Source organism: Kribbella soli (genome assembly GCF_004331345.1).
Taxonomy (GTDB): domain Bacteria; phylum Actinomycetota; class Actinomycetes; order Propionibacteriales; family Kribbellaceae; genus Kribbella; species Kribbella soli.
Map to the genome: position 1 here is coordinate 552,150 of NZ_SJJZ01000001.1, position 19,893 is coordinate 572,042.

Consider the following 19,893-nt stretch of genomic DNA (forward strand, 5'->3'; position numbering starts at 1 on the left):
GTGATGTGGTTTGCGTAGTCACGAGGAGAGACTATTGCATGCGTGTGCATCTAATGTCTAGGCATTAAATGCGTTTGCATTGAATGCGCGTGCATGCTATGGTCACCGACATGACCGTTACGAAGGTCAGCGCTGGACCTGGTGAGACCGGCGCCGATGCCAGTGCAGACGTCAGGGAATGGCGCGAGCTGCTGGCTCGCCACGCGGACCTGACCTGCGCCCTGGACCGGGCGCTGCAGGCCGGTCATGCACTCGGGATGAGTGAGTACGAGGTGCTCGAGCGGCTCGCGGAGCTGCCGGAGCAGTCTGCGAAGGTGGCGACGATCGCCAAGTCCGTGCACCTGAGCCAGAGCGCGCTGTCCCGCGTGATCGGCCGCCTGGAGGTCGCCGGCCTGGTCGAGCGGCACATGTGCCCCGAGGACCGCCGCGCCGTGAACGTCCGGCTGACCGACGAAGGCCTCCGGCGCCAGACCGAGGCCCAGCCAACCCAGCGCCAGGTGCTGTCCCAGCGACTTCACGCACCCCTGGTGAAGACCTGTGAACCCGTACCCTCGGTGGATGCCTGAGGCGTACGACGAAGCACGCGAGGTCATCGCAGACCTGCACCGGATCGTGACGCCGAACGGCGTCCAGGAGAACTTCCAGCTGCCCGCCGGCGGCGTCGACCACTGGGTCTACGCCCGCGGTCAGGACCGCTCCAACCCCGTGATCCTGTTCGTCCACGGCGGACCGGCGTCGCCACTCGCTCCGACGGCCTGGCAGTTCCAGCGGCCGATCGAGGAGTACTTCACGGTCGTCACCTACGACCAACGGGGCGCCGGACGCACGCTGCGCACGGTCGAGCCCGAATCCATCGCGGACACGCTCACGATCGCGCGGTACGTCGCTGACGCGATCGAGCTCGCCGAGCAGGTCCGGGAGCGGTACGGCGTCCGGAAGGTGATCCTGATCGGCCACAGCTGGGGCACCATCATCGCCACCCAGGCCGCGCTCGACCGGCCCGATCTGTTCCACGCGTACGTCGGGGTCGGGCAGGTCGTCGACGCCCGCGCCAACGAGCGGCTGTGTTTCGAGTACGCGCTCGACCAGGCGCGCGAACACAACCACACCGAAGCGCTCGAGCAGCTCGCGTCGATCGCTCCGTACCCGGGTGACGAGCCGGTCACCCGCGAGCGGATCATCATCGCCCGGCAGTGGGCGCAGTACCGCGGCGGACTGTCGGCGTACCGCGACGACTCCCAGTACTTCTTCGGGGCGCCCGAGTTGTCGCCGGAATACACGGCCGAGGACACCGAAACCATTGGCGAGGGCAACGAGTTCACGTTGAGTCGGGTGCTCGACGAGATGCTGGCCGTCGACTACACAGGCGTGACGCAGTTCCCGATCCCGGTGCTGATGTTCCTCGGGCGGCACGACTACACGACACCGGCGCAGCCTCCCGCGGAGTGGATCGCAGCGGTCGAAGCGCCGTACAAGCGGGCCGTCTGGTTCGAGCACTCGGCCCACCTGGCGCCCTGGGAGGAGCCGGGAAAGTTCCTGGTCAGTCTTCTGACCTACGTGCGCCCGCTGGTCAGTTGAGCGTGTACGTGTAGCCGTTGGCGGTGAGGCCGGCGAGCAGGCGATCGCGGTGGTCCTCGCCGCGAAGCTCCAGTTGCAGGGCGACCTCGACCTCTTCCAGGCTGAGGGTTGCCGAGATGCGCTCGTGCACGACCTCGATGAGGTTCGCGTCCAGAGCGGCGATCCGGGTCAGCAGCGTGGCCAGCCCGCCGGGCGTGTCCGGGATCCGCACGCGCAGCGAGAGATACCGTCCGGCCGCGGCCATGCCGTGCTGGATCACCCGCATCAGCAGCACCGGGTCGATATTGCCGCCGGACAGCACGACCACGACCGGCGGCTTGAACCGCCTCGGCTCGTCGAGGACGGCGGCCACCGCGGCGGCACCCGCCGGTTCGACCACCAGCTTCGCGCGTTCGAGCACCAGCAACAGCGCCTTCGACAACGAGTCCTCGCCGACGGTCCGCACCTCACCGACGTACCGCTGCACCGTCTCGAACGGCACCTGCCCCGGCAGACCGACCGCGATCCCGTCCGCCATCGTCGTCATCTGCTCCAGCTGGACCGGCTCCCCCGCGGCCAGTGAGGCCGGGTACGCCGCCGCGCCGGCCGCCTGTACGCCGACAAGCTCGACCGGCATCCCGTCCCGCTGCATCGCCGCCGCGATCCCGGCCAGCAGGCCACCGCCACCGGTCGGTACGACGACCGTTCGTACCTGTGGGCACTGCTCGACGATCTCGAGTCCTGTCGTCGCCTGCCCCGCCACGATGTCGGGATGGTCGAACGGATGGATCAGCACCGCCCCGGTCTCGGCCTCGAAGGCGCGCGCCGCGATCAGGCAGTCGTCGATCGACGTACCGGCGAAGTGGATCTCCGCGCCGTACGCCCGGGTCGCCTTCTCCTTCGGGATCGGGGCGCCGTGCGGCATGAACACCGTGGCTTTGATGCCGAGCAACTGCGCCGCCAGGGCAACGCCCTGCGCATGGTTGCCGGCACTCGCCGCAACGACGCCGCGACGGCGCTCGGCCTTCGAGAGGCGCGCCATCCGCACGTACGCCCCACGCAGCTTGAACGACCCGGTCCGCTGCAGGTTCTCGCACTTGAGGAACACGTCGCCGCCGACCAGATCGCTCAACCACCGCGAGTACTCCAACGGCGTCGGCGCGACCACGTTGTGCAGCAGATCGGCCGCCCGCGCAACATCCCTGGCATCGATCACGGCATCACCATAAGCAGGAAAAGCAGTTGCGTCCGGTACATACGCTTCAGCAGGTGAAGGTTACGGCTGTCGTGGTGCGTCCGTCCGACCAGGCGGTCCTGATGCTGCCGTCGGGGCTCCCCCAGGTCGAGCAATCGGACGACTTCTGGTTCCCGGATGTCGAGGCGGTGCTGCAAGCGCTGCGGGACCAGCACGGCATTGAGGCCGTCGTACTCACCTGTCTTTCGAACGATCCGCTCACCTACCTGATGCTCCCGAGCGGCGAGCCGCCGGCCGGCACGCGCTGGGTGCACGACCACCCCGTGAGCTCATCCGACCTACCCGCCTGGACGCGCCCGGAGTGGTACGGCGAAGCGCCGCAGTGGATCGCTGAGCGTCTGAAGGCGACCGGCCCGTGGTCGCAGGTGAAGTCGTGGGGCCTGTCGAACGTCCTGCGCATCCCGACCGCCGACGGCGACGTGTACTTCAAGGCGCTCTCACAGGCGTCGACCGAGCCGGACGCGTTGCCGTTCCTGTTCGCGAATGAACCGCTGTTCCTGCAGCGCGCCTCCGCCGACCGTCCCGGAGCGGTGCCGGCGCCGTTGGCGATCGACGAGCAGCGCGCGTGGATGCTACTGCCCGACCTCGGCTCGCCGTTGGAGGGCGAGAGCGACGTCGCGGTGTGGATCGATGCCGTGCGCAACCATGCCCGGTTGCAGCGCAGCTATGTCACGGAACCCGAGCGGCTGCTGGAGTACGGCTGCGCCGACCGACGGCTCGCCGTCCTCGACGCCGAGCTGGATCGCCTGCTCGAACCGAACTCGCTGACGGCACAGCTCGACCCGACAGAACTGTCCGGGTTGCCGGAGCGCGCGAAACAGTTGCGCGAGGCAATCGTCGAGCTGGCGGAGATCGGCGTACCGGAGACATTGCTGCACGGCGATCTGCACCCGCGGAACCTGGCGGTACGCGACGGCCAGGTGTTCGCTTTCGACTGGACGGATGCGGCGCTGGCACACCCGTTCCTGGATTGGGTGACGTTCGTGGAGACGCGGTCGCCGCTGTCGAGCGATCCACGCGTGCTGGACGCGTATCTGAACGAGTGGGCTGAGTACGCCGCCCCGTCCGAGCTGCGACGCGCGCTGACGCTCGCCGAAGAGCTCGGCACGCTCTACCAGACGATCACCTACCTGCACCTCGTCGACCACCTGTCCGGGCCGAGCAAGAACTCCATGTTCCGCGGCGGCGCGAACTGGCTGCAGAAGTTGTTAGCGGTGCAGGATCGCTAGCTGGTTGCGCAGGCCGCGGCGGACGGGCGGGTCGAGGTACCGGTCCCATTCCGGATGCCGCTCGCCGCGAAGTTTCGCGTAGTGCGCGAGCGCTTCGGCCAGTGCGGCCTCGCGCAGGTACCCGCGCGCGAGCGGCTGCTTGCCGCGCCCGTTCGGCCGGGGGCGGCGCTCGTACGCCGCGTTCGCGGTGAAGATCCCGAGTCCGTAGAACACCGTGATCAGGTCGGTGAGCGGCTCGTGGTCCGGCCGGCGCGTCAGCGAGATCCGGCCGCTGCCGAGCAGCAGCTCGTGGCCGACCTCATGGGCGTAGATCGCGATCAGCGCGACCGGATCGGCCGTCAGCGCCGGCGCGAGCTCGATCTGGTTCCGGCCGTTCCCGCGGATCCACCGCCCGGACTGTTCCTTCACCACGAGTCCACCGACCGGGCGTCGTACGCCGTTCAGCTCGAAGCTCAGCCCGCACTGGCCGGGCCGGAGATCCATCCGGTTGTCGACCCGGCCGCACAGCTCGGTCGCGGCGGCCACGCTGGCGTCGTACCCGTCCGGGATCAGGTCGGCCGGCACCGCGATCGGGCGGAGCAGGACGTCCCGGCCGAACTCGGCCACCAGCCAGTCCATCGACGTACGGATCCAGCGCCGGCTGCCGCCCGGCAACCGTTCGCGGGGCGCCTTCAGCTGGGACCGTAGCTGCTGACTGCGGCGGATCATTCCGATCGGATTCCTCACCCGCCGGATCATGCCTGTCCGACGCCGCGGCAAACCTCTCGGTTCCACAGCGTCACCGGACATTGACATCAGGTCAGCGGTGCGCCTTCCTGGATCGACGCAATCTCGGCGTCCTTCACCAGCGACGCGAGCCGGGCGAAGGTCCGGATCCGGACCGCCCGGTCGACCTCGGTCGGCATCACCGGCAGGATCGATTCCGGCCACAACAGGTGCCGGCGGAAGCAGTACGCCGCCAGCGCGTCGGAGGCACCGCGCTCGCCCAGGTACCCGAGCGTCTGCAACGCCGAACGCCGTCCGGGGACCCGCTCGACCGCCTGATTGGCGAGGAAGATCCCGAACCCGTGGAACACCGCGAACAGATCGGTCAGCGCCTCGGCGTCGACCCGCCTCCGGTCGATCAGGTGATACCCCCAGAGCACCTCGTGCCCGAGTTCATGAGCAGTGGCGGCAACCACCGCGGCCGGGTCGGCCAGAGTGGTTGCCGACAGCATCACCGCGGTCCCCTCGATGCCGCCGGTCCGCAGGTCCAGCCAGGCCGCCCGCGATCCGCTGCCGGCCGGCGTCGACCAGATCGCCTCGGCGCGCCGGCACAGCTCGGCCCGGCGGTCCGGGTCGGTCTCCTGGAGGATCGCCGTACTGCGTTTCAGCTCGGCCTGCAGCTCGCGCTCGGCCAGCACGCTGATCTCGGGCGCGAACCCGGCAACGGCCAGCGCGTCCACCTCGGCCGACGTCATCGTTGCCCGCAGCCCCGAGATCGCGATCAGGTCGCTGCCCTGCTCGGCATTCAGCCGGTGCACGGCCGCGCTGCGGGCGGCGGCGCGGACCTGTTCCATCCGGAAGCTGAACCGGATCCGGTCGTCGGGTACCTCCATCCACGCGCACACCTGCAGACAGAGTTCGCGCGCCGCGCGCTCGGAGCCGTCGTACCCGACAGGCACGAATTCGCTGGGCAGCACCGGCCGCCGGCGAAGCGGCTCGACCCCGAACCGGCCGATCAGCCAGTCCAGCGAGTCCTCGATCCACTGCTCCGGCCCACCGGGCAGCAGGACCTTCGGTCCGTACAGCTGTTCTCGGTGTCGTTGCCGGCGCCGCCAAGCACCGATCAGATTCATACCAGAACTGACGCGGTCGCCCGAACGCCCGTTCCATCAGGAATGTTGCAGCTGGATCACCAACCCAACACGGTCGGCGGACCGCCGACCAGCTCGTCAAGACGGGACACGAAACGGGCCCGCGGATCCGGATCGAGAGCCTGATGCCACGCCGGGAGAAGCGGTCCGTCGCGGACCAACTGGTGCTGCTGGAATCTGTACACGGCAAGCGCTTCGGCCACTGCTCGTTCGCCGAGGTAGCCGAAGGTTTCGACGGTCGGCGTGCCGAGCGTGGTCTCGTCGAGCGCGGCGTTCGCGTGGGCGATCCCGAACCCGTGCAGTACGGCGTACAGGTCGGTCAGCGGCTCGCGAAGCGGACCGGCGCCGCCGGGCACGTCGGAGGACATGAGGACCTGGTGGCCGAGTTCGTGCGAAGCGGTCGCGATCAGCACGGTCGGGTCGGTGAGGATGTCGGAGCCGAGCATCACCGCGGTGTATCCGGGGAGCAATTCGACACCGGGCAGGCAGTAGGTCAGGTCCGTCCAGCGCCCGGCCGCCGACGACTCGGTTGCGGCCGCCTCAGGGTCCGGGCGATCCGGCTGTTGCTCGAGCTCGGCCTGTCGCGCCGGGTCCGGCTCGGCCGCGATTTCCCGGCAGCGGACGAGCTCGGTGAGGAAGTCGAGGAAGGCGAACCGCTGGATCTCGGGCAGCAGCCCGTCGTCCTCCAGCAGCTCTTCCAACCGGTCGTCGGACGTTGCGCCGAGCAACCGTGAGTACTTCCGTACGGCGGCGATGTCCTCCGGCGCCGCGCCGCGGAGCGCGGGATGGGTCTGCGCGACGTACGCGTCGACGATCGTGGCGCCGAGCAACTGACCGGCCTCGACGACCTTCTCCAGCTGGAAGCTGAACCGGATCCGCTCGGACGGGATACCCATCCGCTCGCTCACCTTCAGGCATACGTCGCGGGCAGCCGCCTCCGACCCGTCGTACCCGGCCGGCACGAACTCACCCGGTACGACGGCCGGCCGCCGGAGCGGGTCGGTGCCGAAATGATCGGTGAGCAGCCGGAACGACTCTTCGACCCACCGCGCCGACCCACCGGGCAACTCGACTTTCGGCGCCCGCACGAGATCGCGGAAGGACATGTCCATGCCAGCTCCGACGGGCGCTTGGGGTGTTGTGGTTCCGACTACTTCAGGAGCAACTTGCCGAGGCGGCGTGAAGCGACGTACATGCCGAGGGTGCCCATGGCTGCCAGGTAGAGGGCGTGGATCAGGAGGAACCAGCTGACGTTGCCTGTGCTGAAGGCACGTTCCAGGACGACGCCTTGGTAGAGCGGGGTGATCTCGACCAGCCAGCGGATCGCGCCGGGATAGGTCTCGACCGGGTAGAACGTGGCCGAGAACAGGAACATCGGCATGATCGCCAGCTGCACGAACTCGAAGTCCTGCCAGCTGCGCATGAACGTGGTCAGCGCCATCCCGGCGCCTGCGAACGCGAACCCGATCAGCACCGCGGCCGGCAGCGCGAGCAGCGCCCACCACGACGAGATCAGCCCCATGATCAGCATCACCACGATGAACATCGCCGAGTAGATGCCTCCGCGCAGCAGCGCCCAGGTGACCTCGCCGGTGGCGACGTCCCACGGCCGCAGCGGCGTCGCGAGCATCGAGTCGTAGAGCTTGGCGTACTTCATCCGGAAGAAGATGTTGTACGTCGAGTCGAAGATCGCACCGTTCATCGCGGAGCTGGCGAGCATCGCCGGCGCGACGAACGCGGCGTACGCGATCTTCGTGCCGTCGGACAGGGTGAAGTCGCCGACCAGGTGGGCGACGCCGATGCCGATCGAGAGCAGGTAGAACACCGGCTCGAAGAAGCCGGAGAGGAACACCACCCACGACCGCCGGTAGAGCAGGAAGTTCCGCTCGACGATGTGCCGCCCACCACCGAGCCGAACCGGGACCGGGATGACCCGGGCTGCAATGGTCGCCATCAGCCGATCAGCTTCCTTGTGAAGCCGCGGACGGCAAGGCGGGTGCCGACGAGGAACCACGCCAGCAGGTAGACGATGTTGCCGAGGGCCAGCAACGGGTTCACGGTGCCGAGGCTGAGGCTGCGGGACAGGTCGACCGCGTGCCACAGCGGACTCACGTACGCCAGCCACTCGATCCAATCCGGCAGTTGCGAGACCGGGAAGAACGCCCCGGAGAACAGGAACGCCGGCACCACGCCGAACCGGAAGACCATCGCGAAACCGGAGTCGTTGTCCAGGACCGTGGCGTACGCCGCGATCGGACCGGCGACCGCCATCCCGAGCAGCAGAGCCACCGGCAACCCGAGCACGCCGAGCGGTGACTTCAGCCCGCCGAACAACGTGATGATCACCAAGAAGACCGCGCACGACGTGAACACCCGGAACGCGATGAACCCTAGCTGCCCGTAGACCACGTCCGCCGGCCGCAGCGGCGTCGCGATCATCGAGTGGTAGAACTTCTGCCACTTCAGCCCACTCATCACCGGGTACGTCGCCTCGCCGACCGCGATCTGCATCGCGGTGGACGCCAGCAGCCCCGGCGCGATGAACTGCAGGTAGCTGACCCCGCCGAGCGCACCGGTCCCGTTGCTGTCCACGAACGACCCGAGCCCGATCCCCATCGCGGCCAGGTAGAGCATCGGCAGCAGGAAGCTGCTGATCATCGTGCCCTTCCAGGTCCGCTTGTAGACGGTCAGCCAGTAGTCGAACATCCGGCGACCGTTCTCCACCGCGCCGGTCATGTGCACTGCCATGTCAGTCCACCAACGTCCGGCCGGTCAATCTCAAGAACACGTCTTCGAGAGTGGAACGGCGTACCAGGACGGCGGCCGGCTCCAGGCCGCGCTCGTGGACGGCGGCGACCGCGCGCTCGCCGTCGTCGGTGTAGAGCAGCAGCCGGTCCGGCAGTACTTCGACGCGCTGGGCGAGGTCCTCGACCTTGCCGGCCAGGGCGTCGTGGTCGGCAAGCATCACGTCCGGCCCGAATCGCAGCTCGGTCACCTCACGTGTCGAGTAGTCGCGGATCAGCTCGGCCGGGGATCCCTCGGCCGCGATCAGGCCGCCGTCCATCACCACGAGCCGGTCGCACAACTGCTCGGCCTCGTCCATGTAGTGCGTGGTGATGATCAGCGTGACGCCGGCCTGTTTGAGCCGGAACAGCTTGTCCCACAACAGATGCCGGGCTTGCGGGTCGAGTCCTGTGGTCGGCTCGTCCAGCAGCAACAGGTCGGGTTTGCTGACCAGCGAGCGCGCGATCGTCAGCCGGCGCTTCATCCCGCCGGACAGCTCGTCGACCTTGACCTTCGCCTTCTCGGTCAGCGCGACGAACTCGAGCAGCTCGTCCGCGCGCTCGCGGCACTCGGCCCGGCTGAGACCGAAGTACCGCCCGTAGATCGTCAGGTTCTCCCGGACGGAGAGCTCGGTGTCGAGAGTGTCGTCCTGCGGGCAGACGCCGAGCCGGGCGCGGATCGACGGCCCGTCGGTGGCCGGGTCCAGGCCGAGAATCTCGAGCGTTCCGCCGCTGATCGGTGAGACCGCGCCGATCATCCGCATCGTCGACGACTTGCCCGCACCGTTCGGCCCGAGGAACCCGAAGGCCTCACCCCGCCACACGTCCAGGTCGATCCCGCGAACCGCCTCGAAGTCGCCGTACGACTTGCGCAGCCCACGAACATGAACCAAAGACTCCCGCTGCTCACTCACCTGCCTGACACTAGACGCACCTCCGGACAGTTTTCTTGTCGTTTTGGGCAGGCGGGATGGCATTCACTGTTGACGATCTCCGGCAGCTGAGCGACCTGACGGTCAGCGCCTGGCAGGACGGCATCGACCGGGACTGGTCGGCCCCGGCCGGCGGCTTGACGTGGAACTGTCTAACGACGGCCGATCACACCGTGGACACCGTGATCGCCCCGGCTGTCTTTCTGGCATCACGGAAGCTGGACAGCTACCCGGCGTACGGGATCGGCACACCAGGCCCGGACGCGTCTCCCTCGGTTCTTGTCGAGGCATTGCAGACCGCCACGAGGATCCTGGTCGCAGTGGTCCGCGAGGCCGGCCCGGATGCGCGCGCGGTGATCTGGCGACGGCCGCACGTCGAGATCCGCGGACCGGCGGATTTTCCACCCCGCGCGGGCCTGGAGCTGATCTTCCACGCGTACGACGTCTGTCTGGGGCTGGGCGTGCCGTTCGACCCGCCGACGGACCTGTGCGAACGCCTGCGGGAGCACACCCGCGACTGGCCGATGTGGACGAGCCCCGGCTGGTCGTCGCCGACAGATGACCCGGACGCCTGGGCGGACCTGATCCGGTCCTCCGGCCGTCAGCCTCTTCCGACGTAAGGCATTCCGGCTGCCATGACCGTGAGGGTCGGGACCGCGACGGACGTTGGCAGTTCGGCGATCTGGACTACGAAGGCGGCGACGATCTTCGGGTCGAAGGTCGGCTCGACCGCGATCGAACCGTCCGGCTGGAGCACGCCCTGTTCCATCCGGGCGGTCATCGCGGTCGCGGCGTTCCCGATGTCGATCTGGCAGGCGGTGATGCCGTGCGCGCGCCCCTCCAGCTCCAGGCCCTTGGTCAGACCGCTGATCGCGTGCTTGCTCGCGGTGTAGGCGATCCCCTGCGGCCGCGGTACGTGGGCCGAGATCGACCCGTTGTTGATGATCCGCCCGCCCTTCGGGTCCTGCCGCAGCATCACGTCGTACGCCGCCTGCGCGCAGAGGAACGACCCGGTCAGGTTGGTGTCCACCACCTGCCGCCAGTCCTCCTCCCGCACGTCCTGCACCGCCGCGGCCGGGGAACCGGTGCCCGCGTTGTTCACGAGTACGTCGACCCGCTCGAGCCCCCCGAAGAACCGCCGTACCGCGTCCCCGTCGGCCACATCCAGTACGGCGAGATCGACCCGGCCCTCGCCGAGCGCGACCGTCTCGCGCAGCTTGTCCTCCGTCCGCCCGGTCACCCACACCTGGAACCCGGCCCCCGCCAACGCCAGAGCCATCTCCCGCCCCAGCCCTGACCCACCACCAGTAACCACCGCAACCCGCGTCATGCCGCCACCCTTCTATCTCGCCGGACTGCCGTCCAGGATGGCAGCACCGCCGCAGCGACCGCGGTGAGGACCAGCAACTCCACCCAGACCCCCTGGCCGAGTGGAGGAACCAGCTCCTCCGTGAGGTTCCACGCCGCGTGCAGCAGGATCGCGGCCGGCACGCCACCTCGCAGGCGCTCGCTGACGAACAGCATCACGAACGTCAGCGGGAACAGCTCCAGGAAGAACGTCAGCCCCTCCTGCGTGAACAGCCCGTCGTCGTGCTGACCTGTGCCGTTCAGGAAGTACAGCGGCAGATGCCACACGCCCCAGGCCGCCCCCAGCACCACAGTCGTCCCGAGCGGCCCGAAGTACTCACGCAGCCGCGGCTGCACGTACCCACGCCACCCGAACTCCTCCGACACCGGCCCAGCCAGGAAGGTGTACGCCGCAGCGCCGAGGACTCCCCCAGCACCGGAGATCACCGAAGCGGCGTGATCGGGCAACGTCGGCAGGTTCCCCATCACCGCCGTCGCCACGAGCGGCGGCAGCACACCGAGTACGACGGCAGCGACCGGCCACACCAGCGACCACCTGACGACGCGCCTCCGCTCCCGGTACCGCAGCCACATCACCAACGCGGCCAGCGACGGCCCCGACGCCGCCAGCGCGAACACGAGACTGCCTGCACCCTCATCCGGATCCACTCCGAGTACGCCGAGCACGCCCCATGGCACCCAGGTCAGGACGAGACAGATGACACCGAACTCCAACAGCCGCCGCTTGATCACCGCCCTAGCCTCCTGGCCGGACCAGCGGACCGGCGAGGGTGCTGGACCGACCCTTCGCCGTGGTGCCAGCACTACCTCGCACCGATCCGCGTCACAAAACGCCACCGTCGGCCGTCGACTTACTGTCCACACCTCCGCTCAACTGCGGACAGTGATCATCCGACGACCGAGTGCAAATAAGTGGCGACCCACTTGAACACCTTGGAAACTCATTTGCGTGTATCACGCAAGCATGTATATGCTTGCAGCATGCAAGTAAACGACGCGTACACCCCACAGACCCCCATCGAGGGCGTCATGCACGCGTTCACCCGGATCGGGCGCCGCCTCAAGGCCAAGCAGCCCGGCGACACGCTCGACCACAGCGCGCACGTCGTGCTGTTCGCGCTGCGGTGCAACGGCGCCCTGCGGCTGTCCGACCTCGCCGGAAAGCTGGAGCTCGACGCCTCCACCGCGAGCCGCCACGTGCGGTCCCTGGAGCAGCTCGGACTCATCCGCCGCTCCCCCGACCCGGACGACGGGCGCGCGTTCCGCGTCGAGCTCACCGAGCAGGGCATCGAGCAGTGGGAGGCCAGTGCCCGGCACCGGATGGAGCTGCTCAGCGCGGCCATGGAGGGCTGGTCCGAGGAGGACGTGCAGACCTTCGAGCGGCTGATGACCCGCTTCGCGGACGGCGTCGCCGCCCACACCGAAGCCCCCAGCAGCGCCGCCTGGGCCGACAAGGGCTGGGCCGCGGTCGCCCCGCGACTGCAGTCCGCCGCGGCACAGCGCCGTACCGACCAAGACTCCGCGACCGGCAGCGACCCTGCCCGCGAGAACAACGACAACAACCTGGAGAGCACCAGATGAGCACCACAGAACCCGCCACCGCCGGCGGGGCTGCACCAACCGACGGTGGTCCCAACTACCTGTCCCACAAGCAGATCCTGGTCGTCCTCGGTGGACTGATGGCCGGCATGTTCCTCGCCGCCCTCGACCAGAGCATCGTGGGTACGGCGCTGCCGCGGATCGTCAGCGAGTTCAACAGCCTGGACAAGCTGTCCTGGGTGGTCACGGCGTACTTGCTGACCTCGACCGCCTCCACGCCGCTGTGGGGCAAGGTCTCCGACCTCTACGGCCGGCGGCCGCTGTTCATCGCGGCGATCGTCACCTTCCTGGTCGGCTCCGTGCTGGCCGCACTGTCGCAGAACATCGAGATGCTGATCGGCTTCCGGGCCGTCCAGGGTCTGGGTGCCGGCGGCCTGATGTCGCTCGCGTTCGCCACCATCGGCGACGTGATCCCGCCGCGTGAGCGCGGTAAGTACATGGGGTACTTCGGTGCCGTCTTCGGCCTGTCCTCGGTGGCCGGCCCGCTGCTCGGCGGTCTGCTCACCGACGGTCCCGGCTGGCGCTGGATCTTCTGGATCAACCTGCCGATCGGCCTGGTTGCCCTGGGCATCGTCGCCGCGGTCCTGAAGCTGCCGCACGTGAAGCGTTCGCACAAGATCGACTACCTCGGCGCCTCCACGGTCGCCGCCGCGGTCACCTCGCTGCTGCTGGCCGTCTCCTGGAGCGGCCCGAGCAACGGCTGGGGCACCACCACCACGATCGCTCTGCTGGTCGCGTCCGTCGTGCTGGCCGTCGCGTTCGTGCTGATCGAGCTGCGGGTGTCCGAGCCGATCATCCCGATGGACCTGTTCAAGGGCCGGATCTTCTCCGGGTACGCCGGGTTCGCGTTCCTGCTCGGCTTCGCGATGTTCGGTGCGCTGATCTTCCTGCCGCTGTACCTGCAGGCGGTCAAGGACATGTCCCCGACCCGCTCCGGCCTGGCGCTGCTGCCGATGATCGTCGGTATCTTCTCCGCCTCGATCCCGAGCGGCCAGCTGATGAGCAAGACCGGTCGGTACAAGATCTACCCGATCATCTCCGCGGTCATGGTCGGCGCCGCGATGGTGCTGCTGTCCACGCTGAGCATGGCCACGCCGTACTGGCAGCTGGCGATCTACATGTTCGTGATGGGCGCCGGACTGGGCCTGTCGATGCAGATCACCGTCACCGCGGCGCAGAACAGCGTGCCCCGTCAGCACATGGGCACGGCGACCTCGTCGATGACCTTCTTCCGCTCCATGGGTGGAGCAATCGGTACGGCGGTCTACGGCGCCGTACTGACCACCCGGCTGAAGGACCACCTGACCGACATCGTCCCGAACGCCGCGCAGGGCATGGTCGACGGACTGGCCAAGGCGGCGAACAGCGTCCAGGCGCTGCACGCCCTGAAGCCGCCGATGAAGGGCTGGGCCCTGCAGGGTCTGGTCGACGCGATGGGCGACGTGTTCCTGGTCTCCCTGCCGTTCCTGGCGATCGCGCTGATCCTCGCGGTCATCACGCCGGAGCAGCGGCTGGCCGGCCGCAACGACGGCCCGAAGGCCGAGGGCGACGAATCGCTGGAATCGTCGGCCGCGGCGGCAATGCACTGAGGCGCGTCACCGAACTGAGACCGAACTTCGGTTGACCTACCCGACAGCCGCCCTGGGAAGCTTCCCAGGGCGGCTGTTCTTGTGCTGGCCACGAGCAGGACGTCCGCCTGACCCCTCCGGGGACTTAGTTTCGACACGTACCGCAACGACAGGGACTGCCGCACGGATGAAGACACTTGACCGGCCGCTGGACGACGACGACCGCGCGATGGCCGACATCGCCGAGGTCCGCGACTGGCGGCGCCTTGCCGGCCCGCAGGCGGGCGAGACCGGGCCACTCCCGGTCCGCCGCCTGATTCGGCGCGTGAAGTCGGGGACGAACTGGAAGCCGTGGCCGATCAACCGCCGTACGGTGATCGACGACCAGCTCGACGGCTGGGGCTTCCTGACCCGCCGCAACACCGAGCTCGCGGTGTACGACGACCAGGTGCTGCCGCACAGCCCGTTCAGCGGCTGGGTCGCGTTCGCGATCGAGCGCGGGGACGTCGAAGCCGCGGCCGCCGGGCTCGACGAGCACTGGCCCGCGAAATTCGACCTCGCCTGCCGGCACTGGGGACAGCCGTCGTACGTCGGAATCGAGAGCAAGACCGGTTTCGAGGACGACTGGGCCCCCGGCGCCGGCATCGACCGCCGCCACCTGGCGGTCTGGACGCCCCCGGGCGCCGAGATCCACCTGTACAGCAACAAGCCGACGGCGAGACCGCTGTCGGTGTCGGTCGGAATCAACTACACCGTCTACCTCAACGAGGAGGGGACATGAGGACAGCAGACCACAGGCTCCGAGAAGGCCAGCGGGACCTCAAGTTCACGAACGGATCAGAACCCGCCCCCACCGGCAGTGTCTCGGAAGCGACGCTCACCGGCCTCAGGCACGAACGCCTCGCAGCCGCGGGCGGGCCGGCCGGCCTGTCCCCGGACCAGGCCAAGACCATGCAGGCCGCGGCGCTTCCTCCGATCGCCCCAGGCCAGGCGCGCACCGTCGACACGTCCGGCGTACGCCACGAGTCCAGCCGGTTCGAGCACGGCAAAGGCACCGGCAACAAGTCGCCCGAACGCTAGACCAGAACACCCCGAATCAGCAGGTCGGACTGACCTCGTCGCGCCATACGGTGGCCGACGACGGCTTGAGCACGAACGGAAGGAACAAGCCCGGAATGAAAACCATGGACAGGCCACTCGACGAGGACGAGGCGGCCTTCGCCGACTTCGCCGAGGTCACCGACTGGCGTGCCATCGCGGGCCCCAACAACGACGCCAGCGGGCCGGACGTCGTCCGGGCGATCGTGCAGCGCGTCACCGCCGCCACCGACTGGAAGCCCTGGCCGCTCGCGCCGGGCGAGCAGATCGACCCGGTGCTGGCTTCGTGGGGTTTCACCACCAAGCGCGGCAGCACGATCGTCGTGTTCCCCGGCATGGCCTACGCCGATGCCCTGAACAGCGGGTGGTGCGCCTACCAGCTCAGCCCGAACGACACGGCCGAAGCCGAGGCCGGGCTCGACGCGCATTGGCCGGACCACGTGGCGCTGGCCCGCAAGTACTTCGGCGAGCCGGAGTACGTCAGTGACGACAGCAACCCGAACTTCCTCGACGAATGGGGACCGGGAGCGGGCGCGGACAAGCGCCACCTCGCCACCTGGCTCCTCAACGGCGCCCATCTGCGGCTGTTCAGTACCAAGCCGAGCCCGGACCCACTGACCCCCGCGGTCGGTGTCAGCTACGCGATCTACATCGACTAGGAGACGCCATGACGACACCATCGGAAGGCCGCCCCGGCTGGGAGCAGGGCAGCTGGGGCCAGTCCATGGACTGGCTGAGCAACCTGTCGGCGGAGCAGCAGCAGAACCTTCAGGCATTCGTGGGGATGACCCCGGATCAGCGGCAGGCCGCCACTGCCTTCGTGAACCTCGACGACCGCCAGCAGGCGAACTTGATGCGGGCGGCGAACTCGGACCCGCTGAAGGACCGTGTGTCCAACGCGATCCGCGGCGCGGTCGCGCGGGTGCACCTGACGTACGACCGGACGCAGGAGCGGCTGAGCGAGATGGCCACGTCCTTGGCGGCCCAGGGCCGCCAGTACCGCGACGCCGCGGTCGGAGGCGTCCGTGACGCGCGGGACACCGTCGTACAGGGTGCGCGGGACGCTCGGGACACCGTCGTACAAGGTGCCCGCGACACGCGCGACACCGTCGTACAGGGCGCCCGGGACACCCGCGACGCGGTGGTGCAGGGCGCACGCAACGTCGGCGACCGGGCGACCGAGCTCGGCCAGCAGGCCGTCGGTGCGTACGAGACCGGCCGGGAGCGGGTTGTGGACGCGGCCCAGCGCGGGCAGGTCCGGCTCGACCAGGCCTGGCAGAGTGGCGCCGACCGCGTCGGCGAGATGCGCGACTCGGTTGTCCAGGGTGCCCGCGGCGCGCGGGACACTGTGGTGCAGGGCGCGCGCGACGGACGCGACGCGGTCGTCGGCGCCGGCCGGGACGCGATGGCGGCCGGGCGGAACGCTGCCGCGAAGGCGGGCCGTTGGTTCGAGGGCAAGTTCAACAACGCCATGGTGAAGGCCGAGAGCTCGCTGGCAAGCTACAACGCCGGCCGGCACGACCCGGAGCTCGGCGCGAACACGGTCAGCCCGAAGGACCGTACGGAGATGGCACAGAAGTTCAGCGCCGCCATGTCCGCTCCGACTCTGGAAGAGCGCAACCAGATCATCCAGGGCATGGCCCAGTCGTCGCAGGCCCAGGTGGACGCGCAGAACTCCGCGCTCCGCGCCCTGGGTGGCGTGGCCCCGGCCGGAGGCGCCATCCCCCAGGGGCAGGCTACGCAGACGCAGCAGCCGACGGAGCAGACCGCCAGCACCAACCTGCAGAAGAACACCGACAACAAGGGCATCGGCGGTCGCTGACCTCGATCACCCGAAGCACCACTGAAGACGCCGCCGAGCCTGGCTCGGCGGCGTCTTTGTGTGCGGCTATTCCGTGGGGGCCGGGCGGGGGCGGCGTCTGGGGAGGGGTCTGGGCGGTTCGGGGTCGACGTCGTGGCCGGCCAGGTGGTTCACGATGGCGTTCAGGACGGCGGCGGTGGGGACCGCGACCAGGGCGCCGACGATGCCGGCGATGACCACGCCGGTGGCGATCGAGAGGATGATCGCCAGCGGGTGGACGCTGACCGCGCGGCCGAGCAGGAACGGTTGCAGGACGTGCGCCTCCAGCTGCTGTACGCCGATCACGACGGCGAGCATGATGATCGCGATGAGGGGGCCCTTGGCAACCAGCGCGACGAGGACCGCGACGGTACCGCTGATCAGGGCGCCGACGACCGGGACGAACGAGCCGACGAACACCAGGATCCCGATCGCGCTCACCAGCGGCAGGCCGAGGATCGCAGCGCCGAGTGAGATCCCGATCGCGTCGACAGCGGCGACGATCACCGTGGCGCGGACGAACGCGGTCAGCGAGACCCACGCCTTCCGGCCCGACGAGTCGGCCTTGTCGCGGGCGCGGCGCGGGAACAGCCGGACCAGCCACGACCAGATCTGCTCGCCCTGGTACAGGAAGAAGAACAGGCAGAACAGCGAGATGAACAGCCCGGCCACCACGTGCGTCGCCGTCGTACCGACCGCTGCCGCCTGCTGACCGAGCGCGCCGCCGGACGTGACCAGCTCCTGCAGCTGCTTGTAAAGGTTGGTGATGTCGGCGTCGGTGAGGCCGAAGTTGATCCGGGCCAGGTCGCGCAGCTTCTGCACACCTTCGCCGACCTGGTTGGACAGGTCCTCGAACTGCCCGGCGATCTGCGTCCCGACCAGCGTCAGCAGACCCGCGACCACCACGATCGTCGCGAGCACGGTGATGCCGGCCGCGGCGCCGCGCGGCAGGCGGAGTTTCTGCAGGCCGGTGGTGACGGGGATCAGGAGGGCGGTGAGGAGTACGCCGACAGTCACCGGTACGACGACCTCGGACAGGTACCGCATCCCGTAGCCGATCACGACGATGGCCGCGACGATCACCAGGAACCGCCAGGCCCACGCACTGGCGATCTCCATCGCCGGCGTCACGCCGTGGTCCGTCTTCGTCGTCGACCGGGTCGCCGCCGGCGCCTCGACCGTCTCGACTACCGGCCCGGTTACCGACTCGCTGGAGGGCTCCAGCACCTCGTTGTCCGCGACCGGACTCTGGTCCTGCGCCCTGGTCTCGTCCCGCCCCGACTCGCTCATCCCACCTCCGCAAGCTGATGTGGTGATGACACTAGTGCCCGCTCGGGCCTGTTCCATGAATGTGGGCGGCCAGGCCTTCGGCGGCCTTCGGGGCGTCGTCCGCGAGCAGACCGACCGCGGCGAGCACGTAGTCGGCGTCGACACACACCTCGGCGCGCTGCGGGACGAGCCAGCCCTCCTCCTGCGCGTTGGTCCCGATCGAACCGAGGATCCGCGCCGCGACCTCCGGCGGGTTGTGCCGCAGCACTCCCCCGGACCCGACCAGCAGATCGACCTCGCGCAGGTCCTTCCCGGAGCGCTCGATCACCCGCCCACCGGGCCCGAAGACGATCCGCTGCCGCCCCGCGTGCCGGCGCAGCGCGACCGTCGCGGCAACGCTCGCCAGCGTCTCGTCGTACGACGCCTCACGCCCGCTGTCCGGAAGGTACGACGGGTCCGCACGCCGGCGTTCGGCCGCCGCGTGTACCTCGTCCGCGTTCGCGATGAGCCCCGCCTCGGCACCGGCCGCAACAACAGGTACGGCGCTCCAACGCATCCCGAGATCGCCTTCGACGGTCCGGGTCACGGGATGCGGCGCGACTACTTCGCGACCGAGGTTCGCGTCCTCGGGGTCGAGCTCGATCACCGAATGCACGTCGGTGGTGGCGCCGCCGATGTCCACGACCGCCACGTCACCGTGCAACGCGGCGAGAACCTCGACACCCCGCAGTACGACGTCCGGCGTCGCGGCGCGGACCATCCGTGCGAAGGACGGGTCACGCGACAGGTTCTTCCCGCCGATCACGTGCTCCAGGAACATCTCCCGGATCGCGGCGCGGGCGCTGTCCGGCGCGAACACCCCGATCTCCGGTACGACGTTTTCCGCCAGCACATGCGGTACGTCGGCCGCGGTCAGCGTTTCCGTGATTTCCGTCTGGGCCTCGATGTTGCCTGCGACAACGACCGGTTTCCGCCACTTGTACTTCGCCAGCGTCTCGGCGGCCTTGAGCAGTACGGCCGAATTGCCGCCGTCGGTGCCGCCGAGCAGCAGGACGACGTCCGGGCGGTCCTTGCGCAGCTCCTTCTGACTCGCCGCGCTCAGCCCACCGCTGACGACCGCCACGACGCGCCCGCCGCTGGACAACGCCACCCGCTTCCCCGCCTCCGCGGTCACGAGCTCTTCGTTGCCCACGACACCGATCCGCAGGCCGCCGCCCGCACTCGAACAGGCCAGCACCTCGGCGTTCCGCACGCCGCGGTCGGCCGCTTCGAGTACGGCGCGGCAGGCCTGCCAGCCGTCCATGACGTCGGTGTCGATCGTCGTACGGTGCTCGGCCCGGGCCACGAGCTCACCCGAGCCGGAATCCACCGCAACCGCCTTCGTGAAAGTCGACCCGAAGTCGACCGCCACTACAAGAGCCACGCTCACCCCACCTCTCCATCCGCAGCCAGCCAACCGGTCCCACCCACCCGCCGCGCACATTCGCTGGGGTCAACCAGCCACATTGGGGGTTCGCCACCGGCGTTCAGGGTGGCAAA

The 19,893-nt window shown here is 69.0% G+C and carries 21 protein-coding genes; 10 read left to right on the top strand and 11 right to left on the bottom strand.

Annotation, left to right across the window (positions count from 1 at the left end; all coding sequences use genetic code 11):
- The first annotated feature begins 110 nt into the window (after nt 1-110).
- Both E0H45_RS02760 and E0H45_RS02765 read left to right on the top strand, forming a co-directional pair.
- Nucleotides 111-566, top strand: coding sequence for a MarR family winged helix-turn-helix transcriptional regulator (locus E0H45_RS02760; RefSeq protein WP_131334682.1), 456 nt, complete (start codon nt 111-113; stop codon nt 564-566).
- A complete protein-coding gene (locus tag E0H45_RS02765) occupies nt 559-1,578 on the top strand; it encodes an alpha/beta fold hydrolase (RefSeq protein ID WP_131334683.1) in 1,020 nt (339 codons plus the stop codon). Before E0H45_RS02760 ends, E0H45_RS02765 begins: the two co-directional genes overlap by 8 nt.
- On the opposite strand, the gene ilvA is transcribed toward E0H45_RS02765, so the two are convergent.
- Nucleotides 1,571-2,773 (bottom strand): threonine ammonia-lyase, encoded by a 1,203-nt coding sequence (ilvA, locus tag E0H45_RS02770; RefSeq protein ID WP_131334684.1) that lies wholly within the window; start codon nt 2,771-2,773, stop codon nt 1,571-1,573. The genes E0H45_RS02765 and ilvA overlap by 8 nt on opposite strands.
- Before the next feature lie 53 nt (nt 2,774-2,826).
- Between ilvA and E0H45_RS02775 the strand changes: the two genes are divergently transcribed.
- A complete protein-coding gene (locus tag E0H45_RS02775; protein ID WP_131334685.1) occupies nt 2,827-4,041 on the top strand; it encodes a phosphotransferase family protein in 1,215 nt (404 codons plus the stop codon).
- Here E0H45_RS02775 and E0H45_RS02780 read toward each other — a convergent pair.
- From E0H45_RS02780 to E0H45_RS02805, 6 genes are all read right to left on the bottom strand, one after another.
- Entirely contained in the window at nt 4,021-4,767 is a 747-nt protein-coding gene (locus E0H45_RS02780; RefSeq protein ID WP_131334686.1) for a hypothetical protein, read from the bottom strand. The two genes, E0H45_RS02775 and E0H45_RS02780, sit on opposite strands and share 21 nt — an antisense overlap.
- Before the next feature lie 68 nt (nt 4,768-4,835).
- Nucleotides 4,836-5,879 carry a hypothetical protein gene (locus E0H45_RS02785; protein WP_131334687.1) on the bottom strand — a complete coding sequence of 348 codons (1,044 nt, stop codon included), beginning with the start codon at nt 5,877-5,879 and terminating at the stop codon, nt 4,836-4,838.
- Nucleotides 5,880-5,935: 56 nt separating this feature from the next.
- Nucleotides 5,936-7,009: a hypothetical protein gene (locus E0H45_RS02790; protein WP_131334688.1), complete on the bottom strand. Its 1,074-nt coding sequence runs from the start codon at nt 7,007-7,009 to the stop codon at nt 5,936-5,938.
- A gap of 38 nt (nt 7,010-7,047) precedes the next feature.
- On the bottom strand, nt 7,048-7,851 hold the full coding sequence (locus E0H45_RS02795; protein WP_131334689.1) for an ABC transporter permease: 804 nt from the start codon (nt 7,849-7,851) through the stop codon (nt 7,048-7,050).
- Nucleotides 7,851-8,645, bottom strand: coding sequence for an ABC transporter permease (locus E0H45_RS02800; protein ID WP_238154765.1), 795 nt, complete (start codon nt 8,643-8,645; stop codon nt 7,851-7,853). Before E0H45_RS02800 ends, E0H45_RS02795 begins: the two co-directional genes overlap by 1 nt.
- A 1-nt stretch (nt 8,646) precedes the next feature.
- On the bottom strand, nt 8,647-9,594 hold the full coding sequence (locus E0H45_RS02805; protein WP_131334690.1) for an ABC transporter ATP-binding protein: 948 nt from the start codon (nt 9,592-9,594) through the stop codon (nt 8,647-8,649).
- A gap of 56 nt (nt 9,595-9,650) precedes the next feature.
- Here E0H45_RS02805 and E0H45_RS02810 point away from each other — a divergent pair, with 56 nt between their 5' ends.
- A complete protein-coding gene (locus E0H45_RS02810; RefSeq protein ID WP_131334691.1) occupies nt 9,651-10,232 on the top strand; it encodes a hypothetical protein in 582 nt (193 codons plus the stop codon).
- On the opposite strand, the gene E0H45_RS02815 is transcribed toward E0H45_RS02810, so the two are convergent.
- Nucleotides 10,214-10,942 carry an SDR family oxidoreductase gene (locus tag E0H45_RS02815; protein ID WP_131334692.1) on the bottom strand — a complete coding sequence of 243 codons (729 nt, stop codon included), beginning with the start codon at nt 10,940-10,942 and terminating at the stop codon, nt 10,214-10,216. The genes E0H45_RS02810 and E0H45_RS02815 overlap by 19 nt on opposite strands.
- Nucleotides 10,939-11,712 (bottom strand): CPBP family intramembrane glutamic endopeptidase, encoded by a 774-nt coding sequence (locus E0H45_RS02820; RefSeq protein ID WP_131334693.1) that lies wholly within the window; start codon nt 11,710-11,712, stop codon nt 10,939-10,941. The genes E0H45_RS02815 and E0H45_RS02820 overlap by 4 nt, the downstream gene beginning before the upstream one ends.
- A 249-nt stretch (nt 11,713-11,961) precedes the next feature.
- Between E0H45_RS02820 and E0H45_RS02825 the strand changes: the two genes are divergently transcribed.
- The 6 genes from E0H45_RS02825 to E0H45_RS02850 all read left to right on the top strand — a co-directional run bounded on the left by E0H45_RS02825 (nt 11,962) and on the right by E0H45_RS02850 (nt 17,067).
- A complete protein-coding gene (locus E0H45_RS02825; RefSeq protein WP_131334694.1) occupies nt 11,962-12,561 on the top strand; it encodes a MarR family winged helix-turn-helix transcriptional regulator in 600 nt (199 codons plus the stop codon).
- On the top strand, nt 12,558-14,168 hold the full coding sequence (locus tag E0H45_RS02830) for an MDR family MFS transporter (protein ID WP_131334695.1): 1,611 nt from the start codon (nt 12,558-12,560) through the stop codon (nt 14,166-14,168). Before E0H45_RS02825 ends, E0H45_RS02830 begins: the two co-directional genes overlap by 4 nt.
- A 166-nt stretch (nt 14,169-14,334) precedes the next feature.
- On the top strand, nt 14,335-14,928 hold the full coding sequence (locus tag E0H45_RS02835) for a hypothetical protein (protein ID WP_131334696.1): 594 nt from the start codon (nt 14,335-14,337) through the stop codon (nt 14,926-14,928).
- Complete coding sequence (locus E0H45_RS02840) at nt 14,925-15,227, top strand: hypothetical protein (protein ID WP_131334697.1); 303 nt, start codon at nt 14,925-14,927, stop codon at nt 15,225-15,227. The genes E0H45_RS02835 and E0H45_RS02840 overlap by 4 nt, the downstream gene beginning before the upstream one ends.
- A gap of 104 nt (nt 15,228-15,331) precedes the next feature.
- Nucleotides 15,332-15,904, top strand: a complete 573-nt coding sequence (locus E0H45_RS02845; protein ID WP_238154766.1) for a hypothetical protein — start codon at nt 15,332-15,334, stop codon at nt 15,902-15,904.
- Between the two features lie 8 nt (nt 15,905-15,912).
- Nucleotides 15,913-17,067 carry a hypothetical protein gene (locus tag E0H45_RS02850; protein ID WP_131334699.1) on the top strand — a complete coding sequence of 385 codons (1,155 nt, stop codon included), beginning with the start codon at nt 15,913-15,915 and terminating at the stop codon, nt 17,065-17,067.
- 66 nt (nt 17,068-17,133) lie between these two features.
- Here E0H45_RS02850 and E0H45_RS02855 read toward each other — a convergent pair whose 3' ends face one another.
- Nucleotides 17,134-18,375, bottom strand: a complete 1,242-nt coding sequence (locus tag E0H45_RS02855) for an AI-2E family transporter (protein ID WP_131334700.1) — start codon at nt 18,373-18,375, stop codon at nt 17,134-17,136.
- 31 nt (nt 18,376-18,406) lie between these two features.
- Nucleotides 18,407-19,777 carry a glutamate mutase L gene (locus E0H45_RS02860; protein ID WP_238154767.1) on the bottom strand — a complete coding sequence of 457 codons (1,371 nt, stop codon included), beginning with the start codon at nt 19,775-19,777 and terminating at the stop codon, nt 18,407-18,409.
- Nucleotides 19,778-19,893 lie beyond the last annotated feature (116 nt).